The organism is Trueperaceae bacterium, from assembly GCA_031581195.1.
Classification (GTDB): Bacteria; Deinococcota; Deinococci; order Deinococcales; family Trueperaceae; genus SLSQ01.
In genome coordinates this window covers 1-23,226 of sequence record JAVLCF010000024.1, presented here as the reverse complement: position 1 = coordinate 23,226, position 23,226 = coordinate 1, and the positions used below count along the sequence as shown (strand labels likewise).

Annotated in this window: 20 protein-coding genes, 1 tRNA gene and 2 rRNA genes; 9 read left to right on the top strand and 14 right to left on the bottom strand. The window is 71.0% G+C overall.

Annotated elements, in window-relative coordinates; genetic code table 11:
- Window positions 1-539: hypothetical protein (locus RI554_03710; GenBank protein ID MDR9391114.1), on the top strand; the 539-nt coding region annotated here is incomplete at its 5' end.
- 77 nt (window positions 540-616) lie between these two features.
- Here the strand turns inward: RI554_03710 and RI554_03705 are convergent.
- The 8 genes from RI554_03705 to RI554_03670 form a co-directional block, all read right to left on the bottom strand.
- Window positions 617-1,210: a metalloregulator ArsR/SmtB family transcription factor gene (locus RI554_03705; protein MDR9391113.1), complete on the bottom strand. Its 594-nt coding sequence runs from the start codon at window positions 1,208-1,210 to the stop codon at window positions 617-619.
- A 71-nt stretch (window positions 1,211-1,281) separates the two neighbouring features.
- The gene (locus RI554_03700; protein ID MDR9391112.1) at window positions 1,282-2,658 is read right to left on the bottom strand and encodes a hypothetical protein; all 1,377 of its coding nucleotides are present in this window, start codon (window positions 2,656-2,658) and stop codon (window positions 1,282-1,284) included.
- Between the two features lie 89 nt (window positions 2,659-2,747).
- Window positions 2,748-3,206, bottom strand: coding sequence for a molybdenum cofactor biosynthesis protein MoaE (locus RI554_03695; GenBank protein MDR9391111.1), 459 nt, complete (start codon window positions 3,204-3,206; stop codon window positions 2,748-2,750).
- Window positions 3,203-4,186: a GTP 3',8-cyclase MoaA gene (moaA, locus tag RI554_03690; protein ID MDR9391110.1), complete on the bottom strand. Its 984-nt coding sequence runs from the start codon at window positions 4,184-4,186 to the stop codon at window positions 3,203-3,205. Before moaA ends, RI554_03695 begins: the two co-directional genes overlap by 4 nt.
- Before the next feature lie 19 nt (window positions 4,187-4,205).
- The gene (locus RI554_03685) at window positions 4,206-4,718 is read right to left on the bottom strand and encodes an MOSC domain-containing protein (protein MDR9391109.1); all 513 of its coding nucleotides are present in this window, start codon (window positions 4,716-4,718) and stop codon (window positions 4,206-4,208) included.
- Window positions 4,715-5,428, bottom strand: coding sequence for a cytochrome c (locus RI554_03680; protein MDR9391108.1), 714 nt, complete (start codon window positions 5,426-5,428; stop codon window positions 4,715-4,717). The genes RI554_03685 and RI554_03680 overlap by 4 nt, the downstream gene beginning before the upstream one ends.
- 80 nt (window positions 5,429-5,508) lie before the next feature.
- Window positions 5,509-6,786, bottom strand: coding sequence for a sulfite oxidase (locus tag RI554_03675; GenBank protein ID MDR9391107.1), 1,278 nt, complete (start codon window positions 6,784-6,786; stop codon window positions 5,509-5,511).
- A gap of 133 nt (window positions 6,787-6,919) precedes the next feature.
- Complete coding sequence (locus tag RI554_03670) at window positions 6,920-8,251, bottom strand: MFS transporter (GenBank protein ID MDR9391106.1); 1,332 nt, start codon at window positions 8,249-8,251, stop codon at window positions 6,920-6,922.
- 60 nt (window positions 8,252-8,311) lie between these two features.
- Here RI554_03670 and RI554_03665 point away from each other — a divergent pair, with 60 nt between their 5' ends.
- Genes RI554_03665 through RI554_03655 form a run of 3 tightly spaced genes read left to right on the top strand, consistent with a single transcriptional unit; the run spans window position 8,312 to window position 10,775 of the window.
- Window positions 8,312-8,902, top strand: coding sequence for a TlpA disulfide reductase family protein (locus tag RI554_03665; protein ID MDR9391105.1), 591 nt, complete (start codon window positions 8,312-8,314; stop codon window positions 8,900-8,902).
- Window positions 8,899-9,783 (top strand): oxygenase MpaB family protein, encoded by an 885-nt coding sequence (locus RI554_03660; protein MDR9391104.1) that lies wholly within the window; start codon window positions 8,899-8,901, stop codon window positions 9,781-9,783. The genes RI554_03665 and RI554_03660 overlap by 4 nt, the downstream gene beginning before the upstream one ends.
- Window positions 9,780-10,775 (top strand): PfkB family carbohydrate kinase, encoded by a 996-nt coding sequence (locus tag RI554_03655; protein MDR9391103.1) that lies wholly within the window; start codon window positions 9,780-9,782, stop codon window positions 10,773-10,775. Before RI554_03660 ends, RI554_03655 begins: the two co-directional genes overlap by 4 nt.
- 4 nt (window positions 10,776-10,779) lie before the next feature.
- Here the strand turns inward: RI554_03655 and RI554_03650 are convergent, their stop codons facing one another.
- Window positions 10,780-11,358, bottom strand: coding sequence for a 5-formyltetrahydrofolate cyclo-ligase (locus RI554_03650; GenBank protein MDR9391102.1), 579 nt, complete (start codon window positions 11,356-11,358; stop codon window positions 10,780-10,782).
- 69 nt (window positions 11,359-11,427) lie between these two features.
- Here RI554_03650 and RI554_03645 point away from each other — a divergent pair, with 69 nt between their 5' ends.
- Complete coding sequence (locus RI554_03645) at window positions 11,428-11,865, top strand: OsmC family protein (protein ID MDR9391101.1); 438 nt, start codon at window positions 11,428-11,430, stop codon at window positions 11,863-11,865.
- Window positions 11,866-11,884: 19 nt separating this feature from the next.
- Here RI554_03645 and RI554_03640 read toward each other — a convergent pair whose 3' ends face one another.
- Together RI554_03640 and RI554_03635 are read right to left on the bottom strand one after the other, a co-directional pair.
- Entirely contained in the window at window positions 11,885-12,136 is a 252-nt protein-coding gene (locus RI554_03640; protein MDR9391100.1) for a hypothetical protein, read from the bottom strand.
- Window positions 12,137-12,145: 9 nt separating this feature from the next.
- Complete coding sequence (locus RI554_03635; GenBank protein ID MDR9391099.1) at window positions 12,146-12,586, bottom strand: methylglyoxal synthase; 441 nt, start codon at window positions 12,584-12,586, stop codon at window positions 12,146-12,148.
- 54 nt (window positions 12,587-12,640) lie between these two features.
- Here RI554_03635 and RI554_03630 point away from each other — a divergent pair, with 54 nt between their 5' ends.
- The 4 genes from RI554_03630 (at window position 12,641) to RI554_03615 (ending at window position 17,606) form a co-directional block, all read left to right on the top strand.
- A complete protein-coding gene (locus RI554_03630) occupies window positions 12,641-13,468 on the top strand; it encodes a TlpA disulfide reductase family protein (protein ID MDR9391098.1) in 828 nt (275 codons plus the stop codon).
- Between the two features lie 269 nt (window positions 13,469-13,737).
- Window positions 13,738-17,302: ribosomal RNA gene (locus tag RI554_03625) — 23S ribosomal RNA — on the top strand.
- Window positions 17,303-17,362: 60 nt separating this feature from the next.
- A 5S ribosomal RNA gene (rrf, locus tag RI554_03620) occupies window positions 17,363-17,479 on the top strand.
- Between the two features lie 51 nt (window positions 17,480-17,530).
- Window positions 17,531-17,606: transfer RNA gene (locus RI554_03615), tRNA-Gly, on the top strand.
- A gap of 48 nt (window positions 17,607-17,654) precedes the next feature.
- Here RI554_03615 and RI554_03610 read toward each other — a convergent pair.
- The 3 genes from RI554_03610 to RI554_03600 all read right to left on the bottom strand — a co-directional run.
- On the bottom strand, window positions 17,655-18,680 hold the full coding sequence (locus tag RI554_03610) for a dihydroorotate dehydrogenase-like protein (protein MDR9391097.1): 1,026 nt from the start codon (window positions 18,678-18,680) through the stop codon (window positions 17,655-17,657).
- Window positions 18,677-22,291 carry a pyruvate:ferredoxin (flavodoxin) oxidoreductase gene (gene nifJ / locus RI554_03605; GenBank protein ID MDR9391096.1) on the bottom strand — a complete coding sequence of 1,205 codons (3,615 nt, stop codon included), beginning with the start codon at window positions 22,289-22,291 and terminating at the stop codon, window positions 18,677-18,679. The genes RI554_03610 and nifJ overlap by 4 nt, the downstream gene beginning before the upstream one ends.
- A gap of 115 nt (window positions 22,292-22,406) precedes the next feature.
- Window positions 22,407-23,226 (bottom strand): lytic transglycosylase domain-containing protein (locus RI554_03600; protein ID MDR9391095.1); only part of this gene is annotated, 820 nt, incomplete at its 5' end.

Below are 23,226 nucleotides of genomic sequence, written 5' to 3'. Positions count from 1 at the left end.
CCTCCGATGCGGCGGCCTCCGACGGGGGGGATGCGCCCGCGCCGGTGCAGCCCGGCCTGTTCGCCGGGGGTCCGGCGCGCCCCGACGCGCCCCGGCCGCGCGCCCCGCGCAGCCCGCGCCCCCCGACGCGCGCCGTGCGCGACCCCGGGCGCGGCGCGCCGCCGCCGGTGACGGTCGACGACCTCGCCGACCCCCGCGACGTCGGGTGGAGCGCCGGACCGCAGGCGTCGGCCGGCGTGACCGCGGGCGTCGGGACGACGGCGTCGGCGCCCTCCGTCGCGGCGCCGGTGTCGCCTGCGGACGCCGCCGACGTCGACGCCGACGTGCGCGCGCGCGTGGACCGCTGGTTGCGGGACCCGCGCACCCCGGTCCTCGTGCGCCTCGATCGCTTGCGCGACGCATGCGAGCTCGACGACGCCACGACCCGGCGGGTCGTCGACGCCCTACTCGCGACGCCCCCGGACGGCCTGGTGTTGGAAGCGATCGCGCCCGGCTACGTACGCGTGGCACGGGAACGCCCCCGGCGCTCGGGCGCCTGACCTCGACCCACGGCGCCCGTCCGTTCGACCCTTCGCGCCCGCCCCCGTGCGGGCGCGGTCCGCGTCCGTCGGCGGCGTCAGTCGGCGGTGGCGGTCGGCGGCGGCGCGAAGCGGCGGCGGTACCGACCGTCGTCGGTGCGGTCCAGCAGGCCGGCCGCCTCGAGCTCCCGTTGGAGCCGAGGGACGTCGTCGTGCATCGCGGCGAGCGCGGCGTGGAGCGCACCCTCCTCGTAGAGCTGGTCGGCGTCGAGGTTCGACGCGACCCAGCGAAGCAGCACCCGTAGCTTCTTGGGTTGGACCGGCAAGACCGCGATGCGGCCGTCGTCGAGGTACGTCGCCAAGACCTTCCGGGCGTACGCGCCCGCTTCGGTACCGGCGGCGAGCTGCAGCAACCGCTCGTCCGACGACAGGTCGTCCGCCAACGTCTGCAGGCGCTGCCGGTCGAGTTCGTAGTAGCGGCGGTGCGCGACGGCGTACGCCCGCACGAGCCCGGCCTTGAACAGGGCGCGCAGGTGGTGCGACACGGTGGGGCTTTCGAGCCCCAGGTAGTCCGCGAGCTCCTCCACCGCCATCGCGCGGGCGGCGAGCAGCCCGACGATCCGAAGGCGGTTGTCGTCGGCCAACGCCTTGAAGACGCCGACCAGGGGATCGCGCTGTCGCGGGTCGTGCACGGCTGCCCTCCTGCGTCGACGGTAGGCGTTCGGGGGGACCGCGTCAAGGGACGGTGGACGTCGCGGGCGGGTCAGTCTTCGAGCCGTCGCAGCTGAACGGCGAGCCACGCGACCTGCGCCGCCTGCGCGACGACGAACGCCCCCATCGCCACGACCAGGCCCTGCGCCGGCTGCAGCACCACCCCCACGGTCAGGATCGTACTGGCGACGACCAGGAACAGCGCGACCGACGTCCCGATGACGCGCGTGCGTCGCGCGTACACGAGGCGTCCTTGGAGGGCGTTGCGCGTCACGTCGAGCGGCGCCCAGATCAGGCCGACCCAGAAGGCGTTCCGGGCGAGGTCGGCGAGGGCGGGGGAGAGGCCGGAGAACGTCTCGAACCACACCGTCGCCAGCGGCGTCGCGGCGAACGCGACGCCCACCGCGAACGTCCCGACGGCCAACAGGACCGTGAAGCGGCGCAGGGTCGGTTCCGCCGCCGGCTCGTCCATCAACGCGACGACCACCTCGTTGTAGGCGTAGCCCGCGCTGCGCAGCAGGAACACGAGGCCGTTCACGATCGGCCACGCGGCCAACGACGCGAGCGCGGCGGGCATGCGCGAGATCGCCGCCGCCCCGATCGGTTGGACGAGGAGCAGCAGCAGGCTCGTCAGGGCCAGCGGCAGGTAGAAGGACGCGAAGGCGCGCCACGAGAGGGGATCGCCGGCGCTCGCCACGCCCAGCACGCGGGACCGCACCACGCCGCGGGTGCGGAGGCCGGTGTAGAGCGCTTCCGCACTCACGCCGAGCGCGATCGCCAGCGTCGCGACCCAAATGCCGGGGAGGGCGGGGAAGGCCAGCAGCCCGAGCGCCAGACCGCCGAGCGCGACGGTGGAGACCGTCGCGAGTCGGACGCCGGTCCCGATGCCGACCGCGCCGGACTGGCCGAAACGGATCAACAGCCCCTGGTGGAAGCGACGGTAGGCGATCGTCCACGTCCAGGGCAGCATCACCATCAGGCCGGTGCGTGCGGTTTCGATCACCTCGGGGGGTGGGTCGATGAGGGGCACGAGGATCGCGTCGAACGCCGGCGTGAACGCCAGCACCGCATGGAGCGCCGTGAGGGCGCCCCCCGCCATCATCATGAAGCGATGCATGCGTCGGTAGGCGGCCTCGTCGCGACCGAGGGCGGTGGAGGCGGCGAGCAGCATGATGATCGGTGCCTCGATGATCAACGCCACCGGGAAGACGAAGCCTCCGTACGCCGCGAGGGAGACCTCCGGGTTCGCGAGGCGCGCCATGACGGCGCTGACGATCGGCAGTTCGATCCCCATCAACGCCCAACTGGCGGCCAGCGGCCACCAGGTGCCGAACACCCTCCGGAGGGGAAGGGCGGGCGTCGCGCCCGGCGTCGCGTCGGTCGGTGCGTCCGAGGGCGCCGCCCCGCCGGCGTCCGGGGGGCCGCTCACGACGACGCCGCGCACCGAGGGTGCGCGGCGGGACGGCGGTGGGGGCGGGGGCGTCGCGCAGGCATGGCGGGCATGCTACCGCCGCGACGTCAGAGGCGTGCGGTGTCGACGACCTGCCCCTCGACCCAGTGGGGGCCCTCCTCGTCGGTTTCGTGCTTCCAGACGGGGAGGCGCGCCTTGGCGGCGTTCAACAGCTCGCGGACGGCGTCGAACGCCGCGTCGCGGTGGGGGCTGCAGGCCACGATCGCGATCGATGCTTCGCCCGGAAGGCAGCGCCCGAGGCGGTGCGCGATCGCGACGCCGGTGAGGCCGTGGCGGGCCTCCGCGTCGTCGGCAATCCGCTCCATTTCGGCGCGAATCATGGCGTCGTAGCCTTCGTAGACGATGTGGTGCACGGTGCGCCCGCGGTTGGGGCTGCGGACGGTGCCGAGGAAGCTGGCGATCGCGCCGGCGCGGGGGTCGGCGACGGCGGTTTGGAGGACGTCGAGGTCGAGGGGGGCCTCGACGACCTCCAGGCGCCGCGCCGCGCGGGGTGCGGCGTCGCTCACCCGCCGATCGCGACCATCGTGCGGTCGCGCTCCACGGGGGTCGTGATGCCGCTCGCGACCTTCCGGTGGGCGGCGACCAGGAACGCGTCGATCACCGCGGGGAGCGGCTCGTCGGCGTTCAGCGCTTCGCGCATCGAGTACTCGCGGTCGGTCAGCAGGCACGGCCGCAGCTTCGCGTCGCTCGTCACCCGCATGCGGCTGCACGCGCCGCAGAACGGGTTGGAGACGGGATCGATGAAGCCGAGCGCACCGGCGAACCCGTCGGCGCGGAACAACCGGGCGGGGGCGGAGGGGTCGTTGTCGACCGGGGTGAGCTCCCCGAACGCCGCCTCGATCCGCGCGCGGCTCTCCTTGCCCGACACGAAGTGCTTCTCGTACGCGTCGGGGTCGGCGTTGTTGAGGTGCATGTACTCGATGAACCGCACGTGCCAGGGGCGTTCGCGCGTCAGTTCCGCGAGCGGCACGAGTTGCTCGTCGTTGATGTCGCGCACCACGACGGCGTTGATCTTGATGGGCGTCATGCCCGCCGCTTCCGCGGCGTGGATGCCGTCCCACACCTGTTGGATGGTGCCGCCGCCGGTCGCTTCGCGGAACGCTTCGGCGTCCGCGGCGTCGAGGCTGACGTTGATGCGGTCGAGGCCGGCGTCGATCAGGCCGTCCAAGCGGCGCGCGAGCAGGCTCGCGTTGGTGGTGAGGGCGACGTCCTCGATGCCGTGCACCCGCTTGGCGAGGCGCACCATCTCGGGCAGCTCCTTGCGGAGCAGCGGTTCGCCGCCGGTGAAGCGGACCGACTCGATGCCGAGCTCGACCGCGGCGGTCAGGATCACGTCGACGTCCTCGACGCTGATGGTCCCGATGGGGTCGGGGGCGCCGTCGCCGAGCGGATCGCAGTAGAAGCAGGCGTAGTTGCAGCGCGGCGTGACGGAGATCCGAAGGTCCCGTACGACGCGTCCGTGTTGATCGACCAGAGGCTTGGTCATGGCCTCGTCCTCGTCGGGTTCATGCGGCGTCGGGCGCCGCAGGGGGCGGGCCGTCCGCGGGGCGGGCCGGCACCGGCTCGGGGTGAACCGGTCCGCCCACGATACGGACCCCGTCGCCGGGCCGCAACGGACCTCCATACCGAACGCGGGCGTACACGCCACGGCGTCGGTAGGCGAGCTTCGGGAGGCGCGGATCGATCGCGCCGAGCGACGCGCAGACGGTGCAGGCGCCGGTGACCTCGAGCTCCACGTCGCCCACCTGCAGGCGGGTGCCGGCGGGCAGGGCGCTGGGGAGGCCGTCGACGACGAGGTTCTCCCCCAGGTCGCCGTCCCGGAGGGGAATGCCGGCCTCGGCGATCGCGTCGTAGTCGGCGCGGGGCACCAGCAGCAGGGCGCGGTCGGCGTCGCGGCCGTAGTGGCGGTCGCCCAGAGCGCCGCCGGCGTCGACGTCGAGGCGGTCGAGGGCCCGCTTGCGCAGGCCCTCGCCACCGGCGAACACCGCGCGGATGCGGGCGTTCGCGGCGCCGTTCATCGGACGTCCGGTCGGCCTTCGAGCACGTCCGCGGCGGTCAGCCCCTGCCCGCGGGCGGCGGCGACCTCCTCGGCGGTGTACGCATCGAAGTTCGGCGGCAGCGTGCCCGCTTCGTCCCACTCCATCGTGACGTAGTTCAGCAGCGCGGCGATTTCCGCGTCGTCCAACTGCGGCCAGGCGGGCATGACGCCGTTGTACGTCATGCCGCCCACGCGAATGGCGCCGTTGAGGCCGTAGAGCATCAGGTCGACCAGGTAGGCGCGGTCGGCGTAGGCGAGGTCGGCGGCGTGCTGCGTGACGGGCGGGAAGGCGCCGGGGATGCCGGCGCCGTCGGCGCCGTGGCAGGAGCTGCAGTTCGTGGCGTACACCGTCGCGCCATCGACCGCTTCGGCGGTCTCGGTGGCTTGGGCGGCCGGTTCGGGCGGCGGTTCGGTGCCGAGGTAGGTGGTCAGGTAGTCGTACAGCTGCTCCTCCTCGGCCTCGGTGACCTGCATCCCGAGCTGCTTCATCAGCGAGATGGTGTCGGCCCACAGGAAGTCGGGGAGGCCCGCGGAGTTCGTGACGTAGCTCAGCGGGTGGCACTGTTGGCACTTCGCGTAGACGACGTCGACGCCGGGCCCGTCGGGGAGCGCCGCATCTTGGGCCAGGGCGGCCGCGGCGAACCCGAGCAGGAGCGACGCGAGGGTCGTCCGGAGCGCGATTCGTAGCATCGAAGGGGAACCCTTTCGTGGCGTCGTCGCCGAGCCACGCGGGGTGGCTCGGCGACGGAATCGAAGCGGGGGGTGGGGGGTCAGCTGGCGACGACGTCGACGTAGTCGGCGCCGTTCCATTCGTACCCCGACGGGTTCCAGCGGATGGAGCCGTCGATCGGTTGCGCCTGCCCGCGGGCGTCGATGGCGCGCGACCAGATGCGGTGCTCGCCGGCGGGGAGGTCGACGGTGGCGCGGAACTCGTGCCAGCCGTACGCCCCGGTCGGCGCGTCGAACTCCGCGGCGTGCCAGGTGGCGCCGTCGTCGGTCGAGACCTGCACCGACGTGAGCGGCGCGACGCCGTCGTTCCAGGCGACGCCCGTCACCTCGACGGTCCCGGCGGACACGGTCGCTTCGTTCAGCGGCGCGAAGATGGTGCTCTTGATGCGCTGCCGCCAGTTGGGGGTGCTGTTCTCGTGCGTGTAGTCGATCGGGGTGCCCGGCTCGATCGGGTCGTTCGGGATGCGGTAGCGGGGGATCTGGTTGACGTTGTTCGACTCCGCCGTCTCGAAGCGCAGGCGCGAGAGCCACTTGACGTTCATCGTGCCGTAGTAGCCGGGGACGACGAGGCGGACCGGGCCGCCGTGCGCGCCGGAGAGCGGCTCGCCGTTCATCTCGATGGCCAGGATGGCGCCGTCCATGACGTCCTCGATCGGCAGGCTGTGCTCGAAGTCGGGACGCGAGGCGCCCTCGGGCGGCTGGTCGGCGCCCTCGGCGGTGACGAAGTTCGCGACGTCGCGCGGGGCGACCGGCGGGTCGTACGACTCGAGCAGGCTCGAGAGCTTCGGACCGCGGAACGTGACCTGCCCCATGCCGCCGTGCGCCCACTGGGTGCCGCGCGTGCGGACCGAACGGGCGAAGAAGCTGCGGCCGTTCCCGCTGCACTGCAGGACCATCGTGACCTCTTCTTGCGGGAGGTCCTGGAGGGTGGCGGCGTCGACGATGCGGGGGAAGGCGACCGAGCCCATGAGTTCGATGGTCCAGCCGACGAGGCTGGCGCCGTCGGTGCTGCGGCCTTCCGGCTCACGGATCTGGTTGTTGCGGATGTACAGGATGTCCTTCGGGGTGATGCGGTGCTCGCGCAGCATCGCGAGCGGCGTCTCCATGACGCCGGTGCGGTCGTTGTGCACGATGAGGTCGTCGGACTTGCCGGCGATCACCGAGGATGCCGGGGCGGTGTCTTGGGCGTACGCGTACTGCGTCAGCGTCGGCAGGCCGGCGCTGGCGGCCGCGCCGAGGCCGAGCATGCGCAGCACGTCGCGGCGCTCTACCTCGCGCGTGCGGACCTGATTCAGGGCGGTTCGTAGGGCGTCGGACATCGCTACCTCCTCCATGTCGACACGCGTCCCGGTGGATTCTGCGAGGACCGACCGGGTCGTGGCCCGGTTCCACCATCGGCATGTGTCGTACCGCCATCCTGCCCCGCGGAGCCCCCTTTGCGCAAGGGCGCCATCACATTCCGGGGGAAGCATCCAGGGACGAACGTCCCGGGGCGACCGGCGGGCGCAGCCGAAGCGACGCGGCGGCGAAGCCGATCGGCACCAGCGCCGAGGCCATCAGCACCGGTGCGTACCCGCCCGCCAGGTCGCGCCCCACCGCGAACAGCAGCGGCCCGATCGCCGTCCCCGCCACCGTCAACGTCGTCGCCGTCCCCTTGATCGCCCCCAGGTGCGCACGCCCGAAGTACGTCGCGTAGATCGCGCCGGTCACCGATCCCGAGGTGCCCTGGGTGAGGCCGATCACGATGCCGTAGAGCAGCAGCCAGCTGGGTTGGAGGAACGCCGCCATGACCAACGCGACCGCCTGAAGCACCAGCATCCCCGCCAACAGGAAGCGGGGCGCGATGCGGTCGAACGCCGCCCCCGCGAGCAGGTTGCTCGCCCCGACCGCCAACCCCAACGGAACGAACGCCGCCGCCGCGGCGCGACGCCCGACGTCGTGCTGAGCGACCAAATCGAAATGGTGGAACACCAACCCGGTCACGAGGGCCGCCACCGTCATGCTCGCGCCGGCAATCGTCCAGAACGCCGGGTGGCGCGTCGCGTCGCGCGCCGTGAAGGCCGCCTCGCGCCGGCCGCCGGCCGCCGCGTCGTCCTCCCCGGCCGCCGACGCGGGGCGTCGGTCCCCGTCGGGGCGGACGCCGTAGCGCTCCGGACGCTCCCGGAAGAACGTCACCCCGAGCGGCAGCGCGACCGCGGCGACGCCGGCCCCCAGCGCCGCGTAGCCGGCCCGCCACCCGACGGCGGCGATGAGGCGTTCGAGCAGCGCCGGCGCGAACGCCGTCGCGATCGCCATCCCGAGGCCCGTGACGCCGACCGCCAGCCCCCGCCGCCGGACGAACCAGAGGTTCACCGCGTGGAGGCTCACGAGCCCGAGCGACCCCTGGCCCAGGCCGCGGATCGCGACGAAGCCGATCGCGAGGCCGGCCAACGACGCGACCTGCGACATCGCGGCGGCCGCGACGGCGAACGCCAGCGCGATCACGCCCACCGCCACGCGCGGTCCGCGGGCGTCGATGAAGCGCCCGACGAACGGCAGGATGAGCGCGCCGGTCAGCGTCCCGAGCGTGTAGAGGCCCGACACGACGCTGCGCGAGACCCCCAGGTCGTCGATGATCGGATCGAGGAAGACCGACACGCCGACCGTCTGGCCGGGCACCGTCGCCAGCGTCGTGATCATCGCCGTGGTCAGTACCACCCACGCGTACGGCACCGGCGACCGCGTCACCAGGCGGCTGCGGAGCGGCGCGCCCGGCGCGGGAGCGTTCGGTTCGTTCGGCGTCATGCGGCCTCCCCGCCGCCCGGGCCACACGCCCCCGGACCGGCGCACCCTACACTTGACGGCATGTTCCGCGCCGACCGCGTCACGCCACTCGCCCCCGCCGCTCCCGTCCGCACCCTCGCGTTCGCGCTCGCGCTGGCCCTGAGCGCGTTCGCCGCCGCGCAGGCCGACGCCCCCGACTTCGGGGTGCGCGAGGGGCAGGTCGCGCCGGACTTCACGATGCTCGACGCCGACGGCGCGCCGGTCGCGCTGTCGGAGCTGCGCGGGACCCCGGTGTTCCTCAACTTCTGGGCCTCCTGGTGCCCTCCCTGCGTCGCGGAACTCCCGCTCCTCGACCAGGCCGCCCGCGACCTGGAGGGGGAGCTGCACGTCGTGCTCCTGAACGTCGGGGAGGACGCCTCCGTCGTGGAGCCGTTCCTGGCCGACCTCGACGTCGATGCGCCGCTGCGCTTACGCGATCCGGTCGAGGGGACCGAAGCGCCCGACGGCGTCCTCACGAGCCGCGTCGTCGCGACCGCCTACCAGACGTACGGCCTCCCAACCTCGATCCTGTTGGACGCCGACGGCGCGATCGTGACGCGCATCAGCGGCGCGGTCTCGGAACGCTCCCTGCCGTCCCACCTCACCCGCGTCGGGATCGCCTGGGCCCCGTGACGCCCCGCCGCGTGAGCCGGGTCCTGCCCGCGATCGACGGCCTGGACCCCGCGGAGGACGCCGCCCACGTCGGGCGGCTGTCGGCCGGCATCGATTTTCCCTGGGATACGCGCCGCGCCTACGAACTCGCGCTCCTCAAGACGTTCGCGGTGCCCCGGGACGCCCGCCGTCTCGTCGCCACGGGCGAGTTCCTCCAGCGCACCGCGAAGCGCTTCGACGACACCGTCGCCGTCGTGGCGACCCTCGGCCTCGAGGGGCTCGACGCGCCGGCCGGGCGGGCGGCGCTGCGCGCCATGAACCGTGCGCACGCCCCGCACGCGATCCCCGGCGAGGCGTACCGGTACACGTTGGCGCTGTTCGTGCTCGAACCGATCCGTTGGAACGCGCGCTTCGGTTGGCGGCGGTTGACGGACGTCGAGCGCCTCGCGAGCTTCCACTTCTGGCGGGAGGTCGGTCGCCGCATGGCGATCCCCGACCTGCCCGACACGCTCGAGGCCCTCATCGACGAGGCCGACGCGTTCGAGGCGCGCGAGGTGCGCTACGACCCCGCCAACCGCGCGTTGCTCGACGCGACCCTCGGCGAGGTCCTCCGCCGCGCGCCCGGGGGGGCCTGGACGCGCGGCCCCGTCGCCCGGCGGGCGGCGGCGTGGAGCGTCGCGGCGCTCGTCGGTCCCCGCCATCGCGACGCGTTGGGGTTGCCGCGACCGCCGGCCGGCTGGACGTCGGCGCTCGAGGCGGGCCTTCGGGCGCGCGCCGCGGTGCAGCGGCGCCTCCCCGCCCGCCGCGACGTCGCCCCCGTCCCGCCCCTCCCGACGTACCCGGACGGGATCGACTGGACCCGCGTCGGCCCCGAGGGGGCCGGCGCGCGGGGGGCGCGATGAGCGGGGCGGCGATCGACGGACCGCCGGGCGCCGCCGGTGGGGTCCTCGTCGTCGGCAGCCTCAACCTCGACGGCGTCGCCCGGGTGGCGCGCCTGCCCCGGGAGGGCGAGACCGTCCTCGCCCTCGACTTCGCCGAGCACGGTGGGGGGAAGGGCGCGAATCAGGCGCTCGCGGCGGCGCGCGCCGGTGCGCGGGTCGCGATGGTCGGGGCGGTCGGGCGCGACGCCGCCGGCCGGCGCCTGCGTGACGCGCTGGCCGACGCCGGTGTCGACGCGTCCGCCGTCCGCGAGGACGACGCGCCGACCGGGCGGGCGTGGATCGAGGTGGACGACGCCGGCGCCAACCGCATCGTCGTGGTGCCGGGCGCCAACGCCTCGCTCCGGCCCGCGGACCTTCCCGACCCCCGCGCGGCCGGCGCGGCCTGGTGGGTCGTGCAACGCGAGGTGCCCGACGCCACCGTGGCGGCGGCGCTCGCCGCTGCGCGCGCCGCGGGGGTGGGGACCCTCGCGAACCTGGCGCCGGCCGGCCCGCTGGACGACGCGGTCCTGCGGACGTGCGACGGCGTGGTGGTGAACGAACACGAGGCGGCCGTCGTGCTCGGTGAGGCGACGGCGGACGCCGCGGAGGGGGGGACGCCGGACGCAGCGCCGCGGGCGACCGACGACGTCGTGGCGGCGGCCACCGACCGGGCGCGCCGCGTGGCGGCGCGCAGCGGCGGCTGGGTCGTCCTCACCCTCGGCGCGCGGGGGGCGGTGCTGGCGAGCGAGGCGGGCGTCGAGCATCTGGCCGGGCACGCGGTCGTTCCGGTCGATACGACCGGAGCGGGGGACGCGTTCGTCGGGGCGCTCGCCGCGCGGCTCGCGGCGGGGGATCCGCTCCCGCGCGCGGCGGCGTTCGCGAACGCCGCCGGCGCCGAAGCGACCCGACGCGCCGGGGCGCACCCGTCGCTCCCGAGCCTGGCGGCGATCCGGGCGCGCCTCGCGGGCCCCTGAGGCGTCAGGGGCGACGGGGGTCGGCGGCGCCCACCGGCCGGACGCCGCTCGCGAGCACGAGGACGTCCATGCGGATGTCGTGCGGCTCCGTCGGGAGGGTCGGGACGATCAGGTCGGGGTGGGCGACGCCCGCGCGGACGGCGCGTGGAGCGTGCTCGGCGAACCAGGCGTCGTACGTTCCCCCGCCGTAGCCGAGCCGTCCACCGGCTGCGTCGAACGCCAGGCCGGGGGCGACGACGACGTCCAGGGCGGCCGGCGGGACGTCGGCGGCGTCGCGCGTGGGTTGGCGCATGCCGAGCGGGTGGCGCTCGAGCGGGCCCTCCGCGGCTCGGAAGGTCATCCGGCCGTCCGGCTCGACGCGCGGGAGGGCCACGCGGGGGCCGTCCTCCGGCCACGGAGCGAGGTCCGCCTCCGACCCCATCGCCGCGTACAGGGCGACCCACGCCGCCTCCCGGTAGGGGGGCCAGGCGGCGAGCGTCGCCCGCACGCCGGCGCCCCACGCCGCTGCGTCGAGGGCGCCGCGGACGCCGCGGGCCCAGCGCCGCCAGGCGGCCTTCGGTGCGTCGGGGGCGGGCGGGATCACGGCGCCAGGCTACCCGGCCGGTCGCCGGCGCGACGCGTCGCGCCGGCGGCGCGGGCCATCCTCGCCTCCATGGCCCGCGCACCCCAGACCACGACCGTGCAGCACCTCGTCGACAAGCGCTTCATCGGCATCACCCCCGACGGCCTTCGCGTCGCCATGGACGGCGAGGCGACCGCGAAGACCGGCATGGGACCGATGCAACTGGTCCTGAACGCCGTGGGCGGGTGCGCCGCCTACGACGTCGTGGAGATGCTGCGCAAGCGCAAGCTGGAGATCCGCGACTACCGCGTCGAGTTGAGCGGGGAGCGCGAGGACGCCACCCCGGCGCCGTTCACGAAGATCGTGGCGACCCACGTCTTCGACGTCCCCGGCCTCGACGAGCGCACCGCCCGCCGCTTCGCGGGCATGGCGATGACGAAGTACTGCAGCGTCGCGGCGTCGCTGCGCGCCGAGATCGAGGTCGAGGTGGAGCTCCTGCACGAGGCCCCCGCGAGCGAGGACGCCTGAGGGCGCCCGAAGCGGCGCGTCAGGCTTGGAGCGGGCCGCTCGGTCCGGAGCCGTCGGGTTCGGCGTCGCCGGCGCGGCCGGCGCCGTACCCGTGCTGCAACCCCATCAGGTAGCCGAGCTTCAGCATGAAGGCGAGCGTGTCGACGTCGCCCTGCTCGGCGCACTCGCGGAGGTACGCGTGCGTGCCGTCGGGCAACTCCATGGCGTCGATGCGGTCGGCGTGCCGCGTGCGCATCTCGTGCAGGAAGGCGGCGAGGGCGTCTTTGCTCACGACGACAGGTTACGCGCTCGCGCCGTCGCCGGGTGCGTCGTCGGGCACCGCGGGGACGTCGTCGCCCGTCGGCCGGTCGGCCAGCCACGCGATGACGGCTTCGGCGGTGCCGAGGTTCGTCGCGAGGGGAACGCGGTGCACGTCGCAGATGCGCAGGAGGGCGCTGACGTCGGGTTCGTGGGGTTGGGCGGTCAACGGGTCGCGGAAGAACACGACCGCGAGGACCTCGTCTTGGGCGATGGCGGCGCCGACCTGAAGGTCGCCCCCCTCGGGGCCCGAGCGGAGCGCCTCGAGCGTCAGTCCGGCCTTCTCGGCGAGCAGCGCGCCGGTGGTGGCGGTGGCGATGAGGCGGAAGCGACGGAGGGTCGCGGCGTGATCGCGGGCGAACATGGCCAGGTCGAGCTTCTTGGCGTCGTGCGCGATGAGGGCGACGGCGGGGGGTCGGGTCATGGGGCGAGTGTAGCGGGGGCGCGCCTCGCGCGCGCGGGCGTGGGACCATGAGGCATGCCCGATCTCGCCCCCCTTCCCCTCGGTCCGTTCGTGCTCGCCGGCGAGCGGGCCCTCGTGATTCTCGCGCTCGCCGTCGGCCTCGTCGTCGCGGAGGTCCTGGGTCGCCGCAGCGGGCGCGACGCGGAGTGGGCGTGGCAGGCCGTGATCCTCGGCCTGGTGGCCGCCCGCGTCGGCTACGTCGCGGCGAACGCGGACGTCTTCGCGCCGCGCCCGCTCGACGCCTTCGCCTTCTGGCAGGGGGGCTTCGCCCCGTGGGTCGGGGTCGCGTTCGGCCTGGCGTACGCCGCGTTCGCCGTTCGGCGCCGCGGCGTGGCGCCCGGCGCGGTCGTCTCCGCGTCGGGCGCGGCGGGGCTCGCCGCCGTCGTGGCGCTCGCGGTGCTGCCGGTCGCCCCGACCCCGCCCGCGCTCGCCGACACGGGGGTCGTGGTGGAGCGGCTGGAGGGGGGGACGGTGGACGTCGCGACGTGGGCGGGGACGCCGACGGTCGTGAACCTGTGGGCGACCTGGTGTGGGCCGTGCCGGCGGGAGTTGCCGATGTTGATCGACGAGGTCGGCGGGCGCGACGACGTGCGCTTGGCGTTGGTGTCGCAGGCGGAGGCGGCGGACACGGTCCGCGCGTTCCTGGCCGAGGAGGGGCTTCCTGGAGACGACGTCTTCCTCGATCGTCGGGGCGGGATGCAGGGGGCGGCGCGCGCCATCGGCCTCCCGACCACGCTGTTCGTGGATGCGGGGGGCGAGGTCCGCGACGTGGCGTTCGGCGAGGTGTCGCGCGCCCGCGTCCGCGGCGGCGTCGAGGCGGCGATGGCGTCCGGGACGCCGTGAGGCGCCGCCGCCGGCGTGCGGCTCCGGGGGGTGGCGGGGCCCGGCAGCGGGCCCGCCCTGACCGAGGGTTGACACCCTCCGCGGTAGGGGGATACACTCATCTTTGCCGCTCGCGAGAGTGGCGCGTACGATGACAGGTGAAGACGAAGCGAGACATCCGCGCTCGAGGCCGGATCACGTCCCGTCAGGGACGCCGAAATCGAGCGTTGAGCAAGACGGATTTCGATCCGATCTTGCGTGCCATTACTCTTAGTACTTGCGATCAAAAAGGTTACGTTACTAAGGGCGCACGGTGGATGCCTTGGCACTCGAACCGATGAAGGACGTGGCTACCTGCGATAAGCCTCGGTGAGCTGGACGCAAGCTTTGACCCGGGGATGTCCGAATGGGGAAACCCACGCGAGCGAACCTCGCGTACCCATGCGTGAATCCATAGCGCATGTGGAGGGAACCCAGGGAACTGAAACATCTAAGTACCTGGAGGAAAAGAAAGAAACCTCGATTCCCTTAGTAGTGGCGAACGAAAAGGGATCAGCCCAAACCCCTTCCTTCGGGAGGGGGGGTTGTAGGACCGGCAACGTGGACCGGAACGTCTAGTCGAAGCGCACTGGAAAGGCGCGCCAGAGCGGGTGATAGCCCCGTAGACGAAAGGCGAGAAGGCCTAGCCGGCACCTGAGTAGCGCGAGCCACGTGGAATCTCGCGTGAATCTACGGGGACCACCCCGTAAGGCTACATATTCCGAGTGACCGATAGCGAACCAGTACCGTGAGGGAAAGGTGAAAAGCACCCCGTGAGGGGAGTGAAATAGTACCTGAAACCGTGCGCTTACAAGCAGTCACAGCCCTATGCCCGTCTTCGGACGGGAACGGGTGGTGGCGTGCCTCTTGAAGCATGATCCTGCGACTTACTGGTCGTGCCGAGTTTAAGCCGATAGGCGGAGGCGTAGCGAAAGCGAGTCTGAACAGGGCGTTCAGGCGCGATCAGTAGACCCGAAACCGGATGAGCTAGCCATGGCCAGGATGAAGCTCCCGTAACAGGGAGTGGAGGTCCGAACCCGTTGAGGTTTAAAACTCTTGGGATGAGCTGTGGTTAGGAGTGAAAAGCTAACCGAATCCGGAGATAGCTGGTTCTCCCCGAAATAGCTTTAGGGCTAGCCTCGGGGGTTCACCATCGGTTGTAAAGCACTGATTGGGCTAGGGGGCTCACCAGCTTACCAAACCCTGTCAAACTCTGAAGGCCGATGGTTCAAACCCCGGGAGTCAGACCGTGTGAGCTAACTTTCACGGTCGAGAGGGAAACAACCCAGACCGCCAGTTAAGGTCCCCAAGTCATGGCTGAGTGGTGAAGGATGTGGAGACGCTAAGACAGCTAGGAGGTTGGCTTAGAAGCAGCCATTCCTTTAAAGAGTGCGTAATAGCTCACTAGTCGAGCGTCTCTGCGCCGAAGATGATCGGGGCTAAGCCATGCACCGACACTGCGGCAGTGCACCCAAGGTGTGCTGGGTAGGGGAGCGTTCCGTACGCCGTCGAAGCGGTACCGTAAGGAGCCGTGGAGGTATCGGAAGTGCGAATGCAGGAATGAGTAACGATAAGAAGGGTGAGAATCCCTTCCGCCGAAAGCCCAAGGGTTCCTGAGCAAGGGTCGTCCCCTCAGGGTTAGTCGGGACCTAAGGCGAGGCCGAAAGGCGTAGTCGATGGACAGCAGGTCAATATTCCTGCACCACGATCGTGGAGCGATGGGGCGACGCATTAGGATAGGCCAACCGGAGCCACGGCAGAGCCCGGCGGCGTGCGAAGCCAGGGAGGATAGGAAAATCCGCCTCCCGCGTTGGTGACGTACGTCGGGAAGGTCCTACGGGACTGATAACTGGTCGAATCCACGGTGCCAAGAAAACCCTCTAAGTGATGAAGCGATCGTGCCCGTACCAAAACCGACACAGGTGGGCGAGTGTAAGAGCACTAAGGCGCGCGAGAGAACTCTGGTTAAGGAACTCTGCAAAATGGCCCCGTAACTTCGGGAGAAGGGGTCCCACGCGTAGGGTCTTCGTTCGCGATGGCCCGAGGTGGGCACAGGAAATCGGCTCCAGCGACTGTTTACCACAATCACAGCTCTCTGCGAACCCGAGTAGGGGATGTATAGGGAGTGACACCTGCCCGGTGCCGGAAGGTTAAGTGGAGGCGTTCACGCGCCGAAATGAAGCCCCGGTGAACGGCGGCGGTAACTATAACCGTCCTAAGGTTAATGGCTAGCCTTAGTCAAACCAAACTATATGCGGGAAACTCCTCCAAAACCGATCGGTACTCGTCGGCGTACGCGCCGTCAGTCACAATCCGACGGTCATGGGGACAATCCGCAGGGAAGACTTGACGATGTCAAGAACCCTCAGAGACCAAACGTTTGGGATCGACGGGTGAATCTCGAGGCCCAGTGGGTCGTCGGGTTCACGGACGGTGAAGGACGTTTTCACGTCGGGATCGAAACGCATGCCGACGTGACGGACGGGGTTCAGGTCGAGCCTGAATTCACGATCGTCCAACACCCGGACGATGTTCAGCTCCTCCACGCGCTGAAGGCGTACTTCGGGGTGGGCGTGGTTCGAACGAATCACGACGCCCGAATGGCCTATCGCGTGCGCAAGCTCGAGCATCTCCACGACGTCATCTGTCCGTTCTTCATGAAGCACACGCTTCGGACGCGAAAGCAGATCGCTTTCCGCAAGTTCCGTCGCGTGGTCCTCATGATGACGGCGGGCGAGCACCTCCATCCGGAGGGGCTCCAGGCGATCCGATCGATCGCCGCCGAGATGAACGTCCCTCGATCAAGATAGAGTCCGGCCCCCCTGGAAACGGGGCGGGAGGAACCGAGCGAAATTCCTTGTCAGGTAAGTTCTGACCTGCACGAATGGTGTAACGACTGGAGCGCTGTCTCAACCAGAGACTCGGTGAAATTGAATTGGCTGTTTAGATGCGGCCTACCCGCAGCAGGACGAAAAGACCCCGTGGAGCTTTACTACAACTTGATGTTGGCGCTTGGACCGATCTGTGTAGGATAGGTGGGAGACTGTGAAGCCAGGCCGCTAGACTTGGTGGAGTCGTTGGTGAAATACCACCCTGATGGGTTCGTGCGTCTAACCTACGTCCGTCATCCGGACGAGGGACAGCGTGAGGTGGGTAGTTTGACTGGGGCGGTCGCCTCCCAAATCGTAACGGAGGCGCACAAAGGTTCCCTCAGCACGGTCGGAAATCGTGCATAGAGCGTAAGGGTACAAGGGAGCTTGACTGCGAGACATACACGTCGAGCAGGGACGAAAGTCGGTCCTAGTGAACCGGTGGTACCTCGTGGAAGGGCCATCGATCAACGGATAAAAGTTACCCCGGGGATAACAGGCTGATACCGCCCGAGAGTTCACATCGGCGGCGGTGTTTGGCACCTCGATGTCGGCTCGTCATATCCTGGGGCTGGAGAAGGTCCCAAGGGTCCGGCTGTTCGCCGGTTAAAATGGCACGCGAGCTGGGTTCAGAACGTCGTGAGACAGTTCGGTCTCTATCCGCTGTGGGCGTAGGAAAATTGAGGAGAGCTGTTCCTAGTACGAGAGGACCGGAATGGACGCACCGCTAGTTTCTCGGCTGTTCCACCAGGGGCATATGTCGAGTCGCTATGTGCGGAACGGATAAGCGCTGAAAGCATCTAAGCGCGAAGCCGACTCCAAGATGAGTTTTCCCACCTCCTCGTGAGGGTAAGTCCCCCGGAAGACCACCGGGTCGATAGGCCGGGAGTGTACGCACGGCAACGTGTTTAGCTGACCGGTACTAATCGGACGAGGACGTAACCTTTTCTGCAATCATCCGCGAGGATGGCACGGTCTCGCTTCGCTTCCCTGTCCCTATTTTTCTCTTCGTGCTCGTAGCGGCGTGGACCCACCCGATCCCATCCCGAACTCGGAAGTTAAGCACGCCAGCGCCGATGGTAGTTGGGGGGCAGCCCCCTGCGAGAGTAGGTCAGCGCGAGGAGTTATTTTCCCCCGCGTTCGGCACCGGCTTCGGCGGGTGCCGTTCGCAGATGCGGGAGTAGCTCAGCTGGTAGAGCACCACCTTGCCAAGGTGGATGTCGCGAGTTCGAATCTCGTCTCCCGCTCCACGAACACGGCCGCCCGAAAGGGCGGCCGTGCTTGCGTGGGCGTGAACGTCAACGCCGACCGAAGCGATCGATCCCCCGCGCGCTCGGCCGCCACGCGTCCAGCGTGGCCTTGTAGTTGGCGCGCACGAACGCCTCCTCGTCGCGCGAGCCCCGCCGGCTGAGCGCCCCGCGCAACTGCGCCACCGACGCGTACTCCTTCTCCTCCAACCACGCGCGCACGTCCGCTTCGATCTCCGCGAAGCGCCCGGGGCCGTGCCGCAGGATCTGCGAGGTCATCATCGTCACCGTCGCCCCCGCCGCGATCCCTTTGAGAACGCCCTGGGCATCGTGCACCCCGCTCGTCAACGCCATGTCGGCGTCCAGGTGCCCGTCGAGCATCCCGATCCAGCGCACCGCGATCCGCGACGACTCCGGCGTCGAGAGCGTGAGTCGCGGGAGCACCTCGAACGCTTCGAGGTCGATGTCGGGCTGGTAGAAGCGGTTGAACAGCACCAGGGCGTCCGCCCCGGCCCGGTCCAGACGCCGGGCGACGTCGAGGATCGAACTCCAGAACGTCGAGATCTTCACCGCCACGGGAATCGACGTCCGGGCGCACACCTCACGCACGACGTCGAGAGCGTGCGCCTCGACCTCGGAACCGGGCACGTCCGGATCGGACGCCAACAGGAACACGTTCAGCTCGAGCGCGTCCGCGCCGGCCTCCTCGATCATCGTCGCGTACCGCGTCCAGCCGCCGGTCGTGTCGCCGTTCAAGCTGCCGATGACCGGGACGTCCACCGCCGCCTTCGCCTCGCGGATCAGGTCCAGGTACTGCTCGGGCCCGGGCGAGGTCTGCGGGAACGGCACGTAATCGAGCGCTTCGGCGAACGCCTCGGAGCCGAAATCGAGGAAGTGGTCGTGGGCGAGCTGGTCGAAGGCGATCTCCTCCTCGTACAGCGAGTGCAGGACGATCGCCGACGCCCCGCCGTCCTCCAGGGCGCGCACGCCGTCGAGCTTCTTCGTGAGGGGCGAAGCCGACGCCACCAACGGCGACGCCAGCTCCAGGCCCATGTAGGTCGTGGACAGGTCGATCACGCCTTCGCCTCCTTCGCATCCTCACCCGCGTCGGGCACCCAGTCCGGCGTGTGCACGCCCGGTGGGGTCGGTTCCGCCGCGAGGTGCTCCAGTTCCTTCCAGTGCGCGTCGACCGCCTCCTGGGCGGCCTCCATGACGGCGTCCGCCGTCCGCGGCGCGGTGAGGCGCAACAGCCGGTAGCGGTTCTCCTGCAGGGCGTACTCCTTGAACGGGATCTTCGGCGCGCGCGAATCCAACTGCAGGGGGTTGAGGCCCTCCGCCGCGCGCCGCGGGTCGTACCGGAAGAGCGGCCAGTAGCCCGACAGCGTCGCCTTCTTCTGTTGCTCGAGGCCCTTCGCCATGTCGATGCCGTGGGCGATGCAGTGCGCGTACGCGATGACGAGCGACGGCCCCGGGTACGCCTCCGCCTCGCGGAGCGCCTTCACGGTTTGCGCGTCGTTCGCCCCCATCGCGATCTGCGCGACGTAGATCGTCTGGTACGACATCGCCATGCGCGCCAGGTCCTTCTTGGCGCTGCGCTTGCCGCCCGCCGCGAACTTCGCGACCGCACCGAGCCCCGTCGCCTTCGACGCCTGCCCACCGGTGTTGGAGTACACCTCGGTGTCGAGCACGAGGACGTTGACGTCCTCCCCCGACGCCAGCACGTGATCGAGGCCTCCGTAGCCGATGTCGTACGCCCAGCCGTCCCCACCGAGGATCCACACGTCGGTCCGGACGAGGCGGTCGGCGAGGGCCCGAAGGTCGCCCGCGACCGGGTCGTCGCGCCCCTCGAGGCGCGCGACGAGGTCGGCGACGACCGCGCGTTGTTCGGCGATCTGCGCCTCCTCCCCGCCCTCGGCGGCGTCGAGGCGCGCGAGGAGGTCGTCGGCGCCGATCCGTTCGTCGTGCATCAGGGAACGGGCCCGTTCGCGTTGCATGTCGATCGAGAGGCGCATGCCCATCCCGAACTCCGCATTGTCCTCGAACAACGAGTTCGACCAGGCCGGCCCGAGACCCGCGTCGTTCGTCGTCCACGGGGTGGTGGGGAGGTTGCCGCCGTAGATCGAGGAGCACCCCGTCGCGTTCGCGATGACGCTCCGGTCGCCGTACAGCTGGCTCACCAACCGCACGTACGGCGTCTCCCCGCACCCCGAGCAGGCGCCCGAGAACTCGAACGTCGGTTCGAGCAACTGCACGTTCTTCGTCGTCGTGAAGCTCAGGCCGTCGTGGCGTGGGGTGTCGGGCAACCGGACGAAGAAGTCCCAGTGCGCCCGCCCCGCCTCGAGGCGGGGCGCCTGCGGCTCCATCATGAGCGCCTTGCGGCCCGCCTCGCTCTTGTCCTTCGCGGGGCACGCCTGCGCGCACAGGGTGCAGCCGGTGCAGTCCTCCATGGCCACCTGGAGGGTGAAGTGCGCGTCGTCCACCTCGCGGAACCGCGCCGGGGCGTGCTGGAACCCCTCCGGCGCGTCGGCGAGCTCGTCGTCGCCGACGAGTTTGGCGCGGATCGCGGAGTGGGGGCACACCATCACGCACTTGCCGCACTGGATGCACAGGTCGGGATCCCAGACGGGCACCTCCTGCGCCAGGTTGCGTTTCTCGTACTTCGCGGTGCCGGTCGGCCAGGTGCCGTCGAGCGGCATCACGGAGACCGGCAGGTCGTCGCCGCGGTCCTCGATCAGCGGAGCGGTCACCTCCCGCACGAACGCCGGCGCGTCCGCCGGAACGGTCGGCGTCGCCGCCGGCCCCGTCGGCGCGCCCGCGGGGACCTCGAGGCGGGCCAAGCGGTCGGGGGCGGCGCGCACCGCCGCGAGGTTCTTCTCGACGACCGCTTCGCCCCGCGCACCGTACGTCGCGCGGATGGCGTCGGCGATGCGGTCCATCGCCTCGTCGCGCTCCAGGACGCCGGACAGCGCGAAGTAGCCGGCCTGCATGATGGTGTTGATGCGCGGCCCCAGGTCGAGTTCCGTCGCCAGGGCGTAGGCGTCGATCGTCCACACCGTCGCTTCGCGCTCCTGCAGGGTGCGTTGCGCCTCGGCGGGGACGTGGTCCCAGACCTCTTCGGCGGGGTACGGCGCGTTGATCAGGACCGTCGCGCCGTGCGCGACGTTCGCGAGGACGTCGTAGCGCTCCAGGAACCCGAACTGGTGCACCCCGACGAAGCCGGCGTTGCGGATCTGGTAGGCGCTGCGGATCGGTTCGGGCCCGAAGCGCAGGTGACTGATCGTGCGGGCCCCCGACTTCTTCGAGTCGTAGACGAACGCGCCCTGCGCCTCGAGCCCTGCGCCCTCGCCGATGATCTTGATCGTGTTCTTCGCCGCCCCGACCGTGCCGTCCGACCCGAGCCCCCAGAAGACCGCGCGGGCGACGGCGTCGGACTCGACGTCGAGGGTGGGGTCGTACGCGACGCTGCTGCCCGACAGGTCGTCCTCGATGCCGAGCGTCAGGCGGGCGCGGGGCCGCTCGGAGGCCATCTCCGCGAACAGGCCGATCAGCATCGCCGGCGTGACCTCCTTCGACGACAGGCCGTAACGCACGCCGATCGCGTGGGGCGGCCGCTCGAAGCGCGGACGGTCCGCGAACCCGTCCTCGTGGAGGGCGGCGACGACGTCCTGCAGGAGCGGTTCACCGTTCGCGCCGGGCTCCTTGGTGCGGTCCATCACCGCGAGGGTACGGACGCTCGCGGGGAGCGCCTCGAGGAGGCGGTCGGCGTCGAACGGGCGGAACAACCGCACCTTGAGGACCCCGACCTTCTCCCCGCGGGCGTTCGCCCACGCGACCGTCTCGTGCGCCGTATCCGCGGCGGAGCCCATCACCACGAGGACGCGTTCGGCGTCGGGCGCGCCGACGTAGTCGAAGGGCCGGTAGCGCCGCCCGGTCCGCGCCTCGAACGCCTTCATGACGTCCTCGACGATGCCCGGCATCGCGCGGACGTGCGGTTCGATCCGCTCGCGCGCCTGGAAGAACACGTCGGGGTTCTGCGCCGTGCCGCGCACCACCGGGTGGGTGGGGGAGAGCGCCGCGTCGCGGAACGCGGTGATCGCGTCCCGGTCGATCAGCGCGTCGAGGTCGGCGTCGTCGAGCAGTGCGATGCGGTGCACCTCGTGCGACGTCCGAAAGCCGTCCATGACGTGAATGAACGGAATGCGTCCGCGCAGCGTCGCGGCCTGGGCGATCAGCGCGAAGTCGTGCGCCTCCTGCACCGACGCGGCGAAGAGCTGCGCCATGCCGGTCGGGCGGGCCGCCATGACGTCGGAGTGGTCACCGAAGATCGACAGCGCGTGCGTCGCCACGGAGCGGGCGGCGACGTGCACGACCGCGGGCGTCATTTCGCCGGCGATCTTGTAGAGGTTCGGGATCATCAACAACAGGCCCTGACTGGCGGTGAACGTCGTGGTCAGCGCGCCGGTCTGCAGCGAGCCGTGCACGGCGCCCGCGGCGCCCCCCTCCGCCTGCATCTGTTGCACCACCGGCACCGATCCGAACAGGTTGGTTTTGCCCTGCTGCGACCACGCATCGGCGTGCTCCCCCATCGGCGAGGAGGGGGTGATCGGGTAGATGGCGACGACCTCGTTCAGGGCGTAGGCCACCCGAGCGACGGCTTCGTTTCCGTCGAGCGTCTTGACGTGCGGCATCCGGCCTCCCGTCCCCCGGCAGACACGGTGTCCCCTCAGGCTACGCGGGCGCCGCGTTCCCGGTGTGGGCGGTTCTCCGACGGCGCGACGGGACGTTTCCCCCGGTCCGGTCGCCTCACTCGCGCGGCGTGGCGGCGAGGGTGGCCTCGAGCGCGGCCAGGCCGTCGTACACCCGCTGGACGTACGTCACGTTCTGCAGGTACTCGCGCGTCTCGCGCGCGTCGATGGCGTGGAGGAGCTCGTCGCGGTCGCGGTTCACCTCCGCGCTCTCCCACAACCGACCGACGTAGCCCTGGCCGCGGTTGTAGCTCGCGACCAACAGCGTCTCGTCGCCGTCGAAGTACGCATCCAACCACCCGAGGTAGTGCACGCCGTACCGGACGTTGGCGTGCACGGCGAACGGGTCCGCGGGCGGTTCGCCCTGCAGCTCCGCCAACCAGTCCCACGTCGCGGGCATCACCTGCATCAGGCCCTGCGCCCCCGAGCGGGAGATCGCGCGGGGGTAGAACGCCGACTCGCGGCGCATGACGGCCCACGCGAGGTGCGGATCGACGCCCGCCTCCGCCGCCGCCGGCTCCACCAGGTTCGGCCAGGCGCGGGGGTAGGCGAGGCGCCACGTGCGCAGTTGCTCGGACGCGTCGACGCGGGTCGCGGCGGCGCGCTGCGGGATGCGGTACTCGCCGAGCGCCACGAGTGCCTCCCCGAGCGCCACGAGGCGCGCCTCGCGTTCGCGGGTCCACGGGCCCCCCTCGGCGCGCAGGTCGCGCAGCGCGAACGCCAGGACCCGCCGCGCCGCGGCCGGGTCGCCGGTCTCGGCCAGCCAGGCGGCCGTGTCGAGGGCGGACGGACGGACGTCCGGCAGGTCGTTCCGGGTCGGCAGGTCGGGGCCGGTGCCCTGCAACAACGCGAAGTAGCCGTCGTCCGGTAGGGCGGCC

Coding starts and splice junctions, on each gene's coding strand:
- moaA (MDR9391110.1), bottom strand. CDS start 4,186: ATGACCAAGCCTCTGGTCGATCAACACGGACGCGTCGTACGGGACCTT.
- RI554_03685 (MDR9391109.1), bottom strand. CDS start 4,718: ATGAACGGCGCCGCGAACGCCCGCATCCGCGCGGTGTTCGCCGGTGGC.
- RI554_03680 (MDR9391108.1), bottom strand. CDS start 5,428: ATGCTACGAATCGCGCTCCGGACGACCCTCGCGTCGCTCCTGCTCGGG.
- RI554_03675 (MDR9391107.1), bottom strand. CDS start 6,786: ATGTCCGACGCCCTACGAACCGCCCTGAATCAGGTCCGCACGCGCGAG.
- RI554_03670 (MDR9391106.1), bottom strand. CDS start 8,251: ATGACGCCGAACGAACCGAACGCTCCCGCGCCGGGCGCGCCGCTCCGC.
- RI554_03665 (MDR9391105.1), top strand. CDS start 8,312: ATGTTCCGCGCCGACCGCGTCACGCCACTCGCCCCCGCCGCTCCCGTC.
- RI554_03655 (MDR9391103.1), top strand. CDS start 9,780: ATGAGCGGGGCGGCGATCGACGGACCGCCGGGCGCCGCCGGTGGGGTC.
- RI554_03645 (MDR9391101.1), top strand. CDS start 11,428: ATGGCCCGCGCACCCCAGACCACGACCGTGCAGCACCTCGTCGACAAG.
- RI554_03635 (MDR9391099.1), bottom strand. CDS start 12,586: ATGACCCGACCCCCCGCCGTCGCCCTCATCGCGCACGACGCCAAGAAG.
- RI554_03630 (MDR9391098.1), top strand. CDS start 12,641: ATGCCCGATCTCGCCCCCCTTCCCCTCGGTCCGTTCGTGCTCGCCGGC.
- nifJ (MDR9391096.1), bottom strand. CDS start 22,291: ATGCCGCACGTCAAGACGCTCGACGGAAACGAAGCCGTCGCTCGGGTG.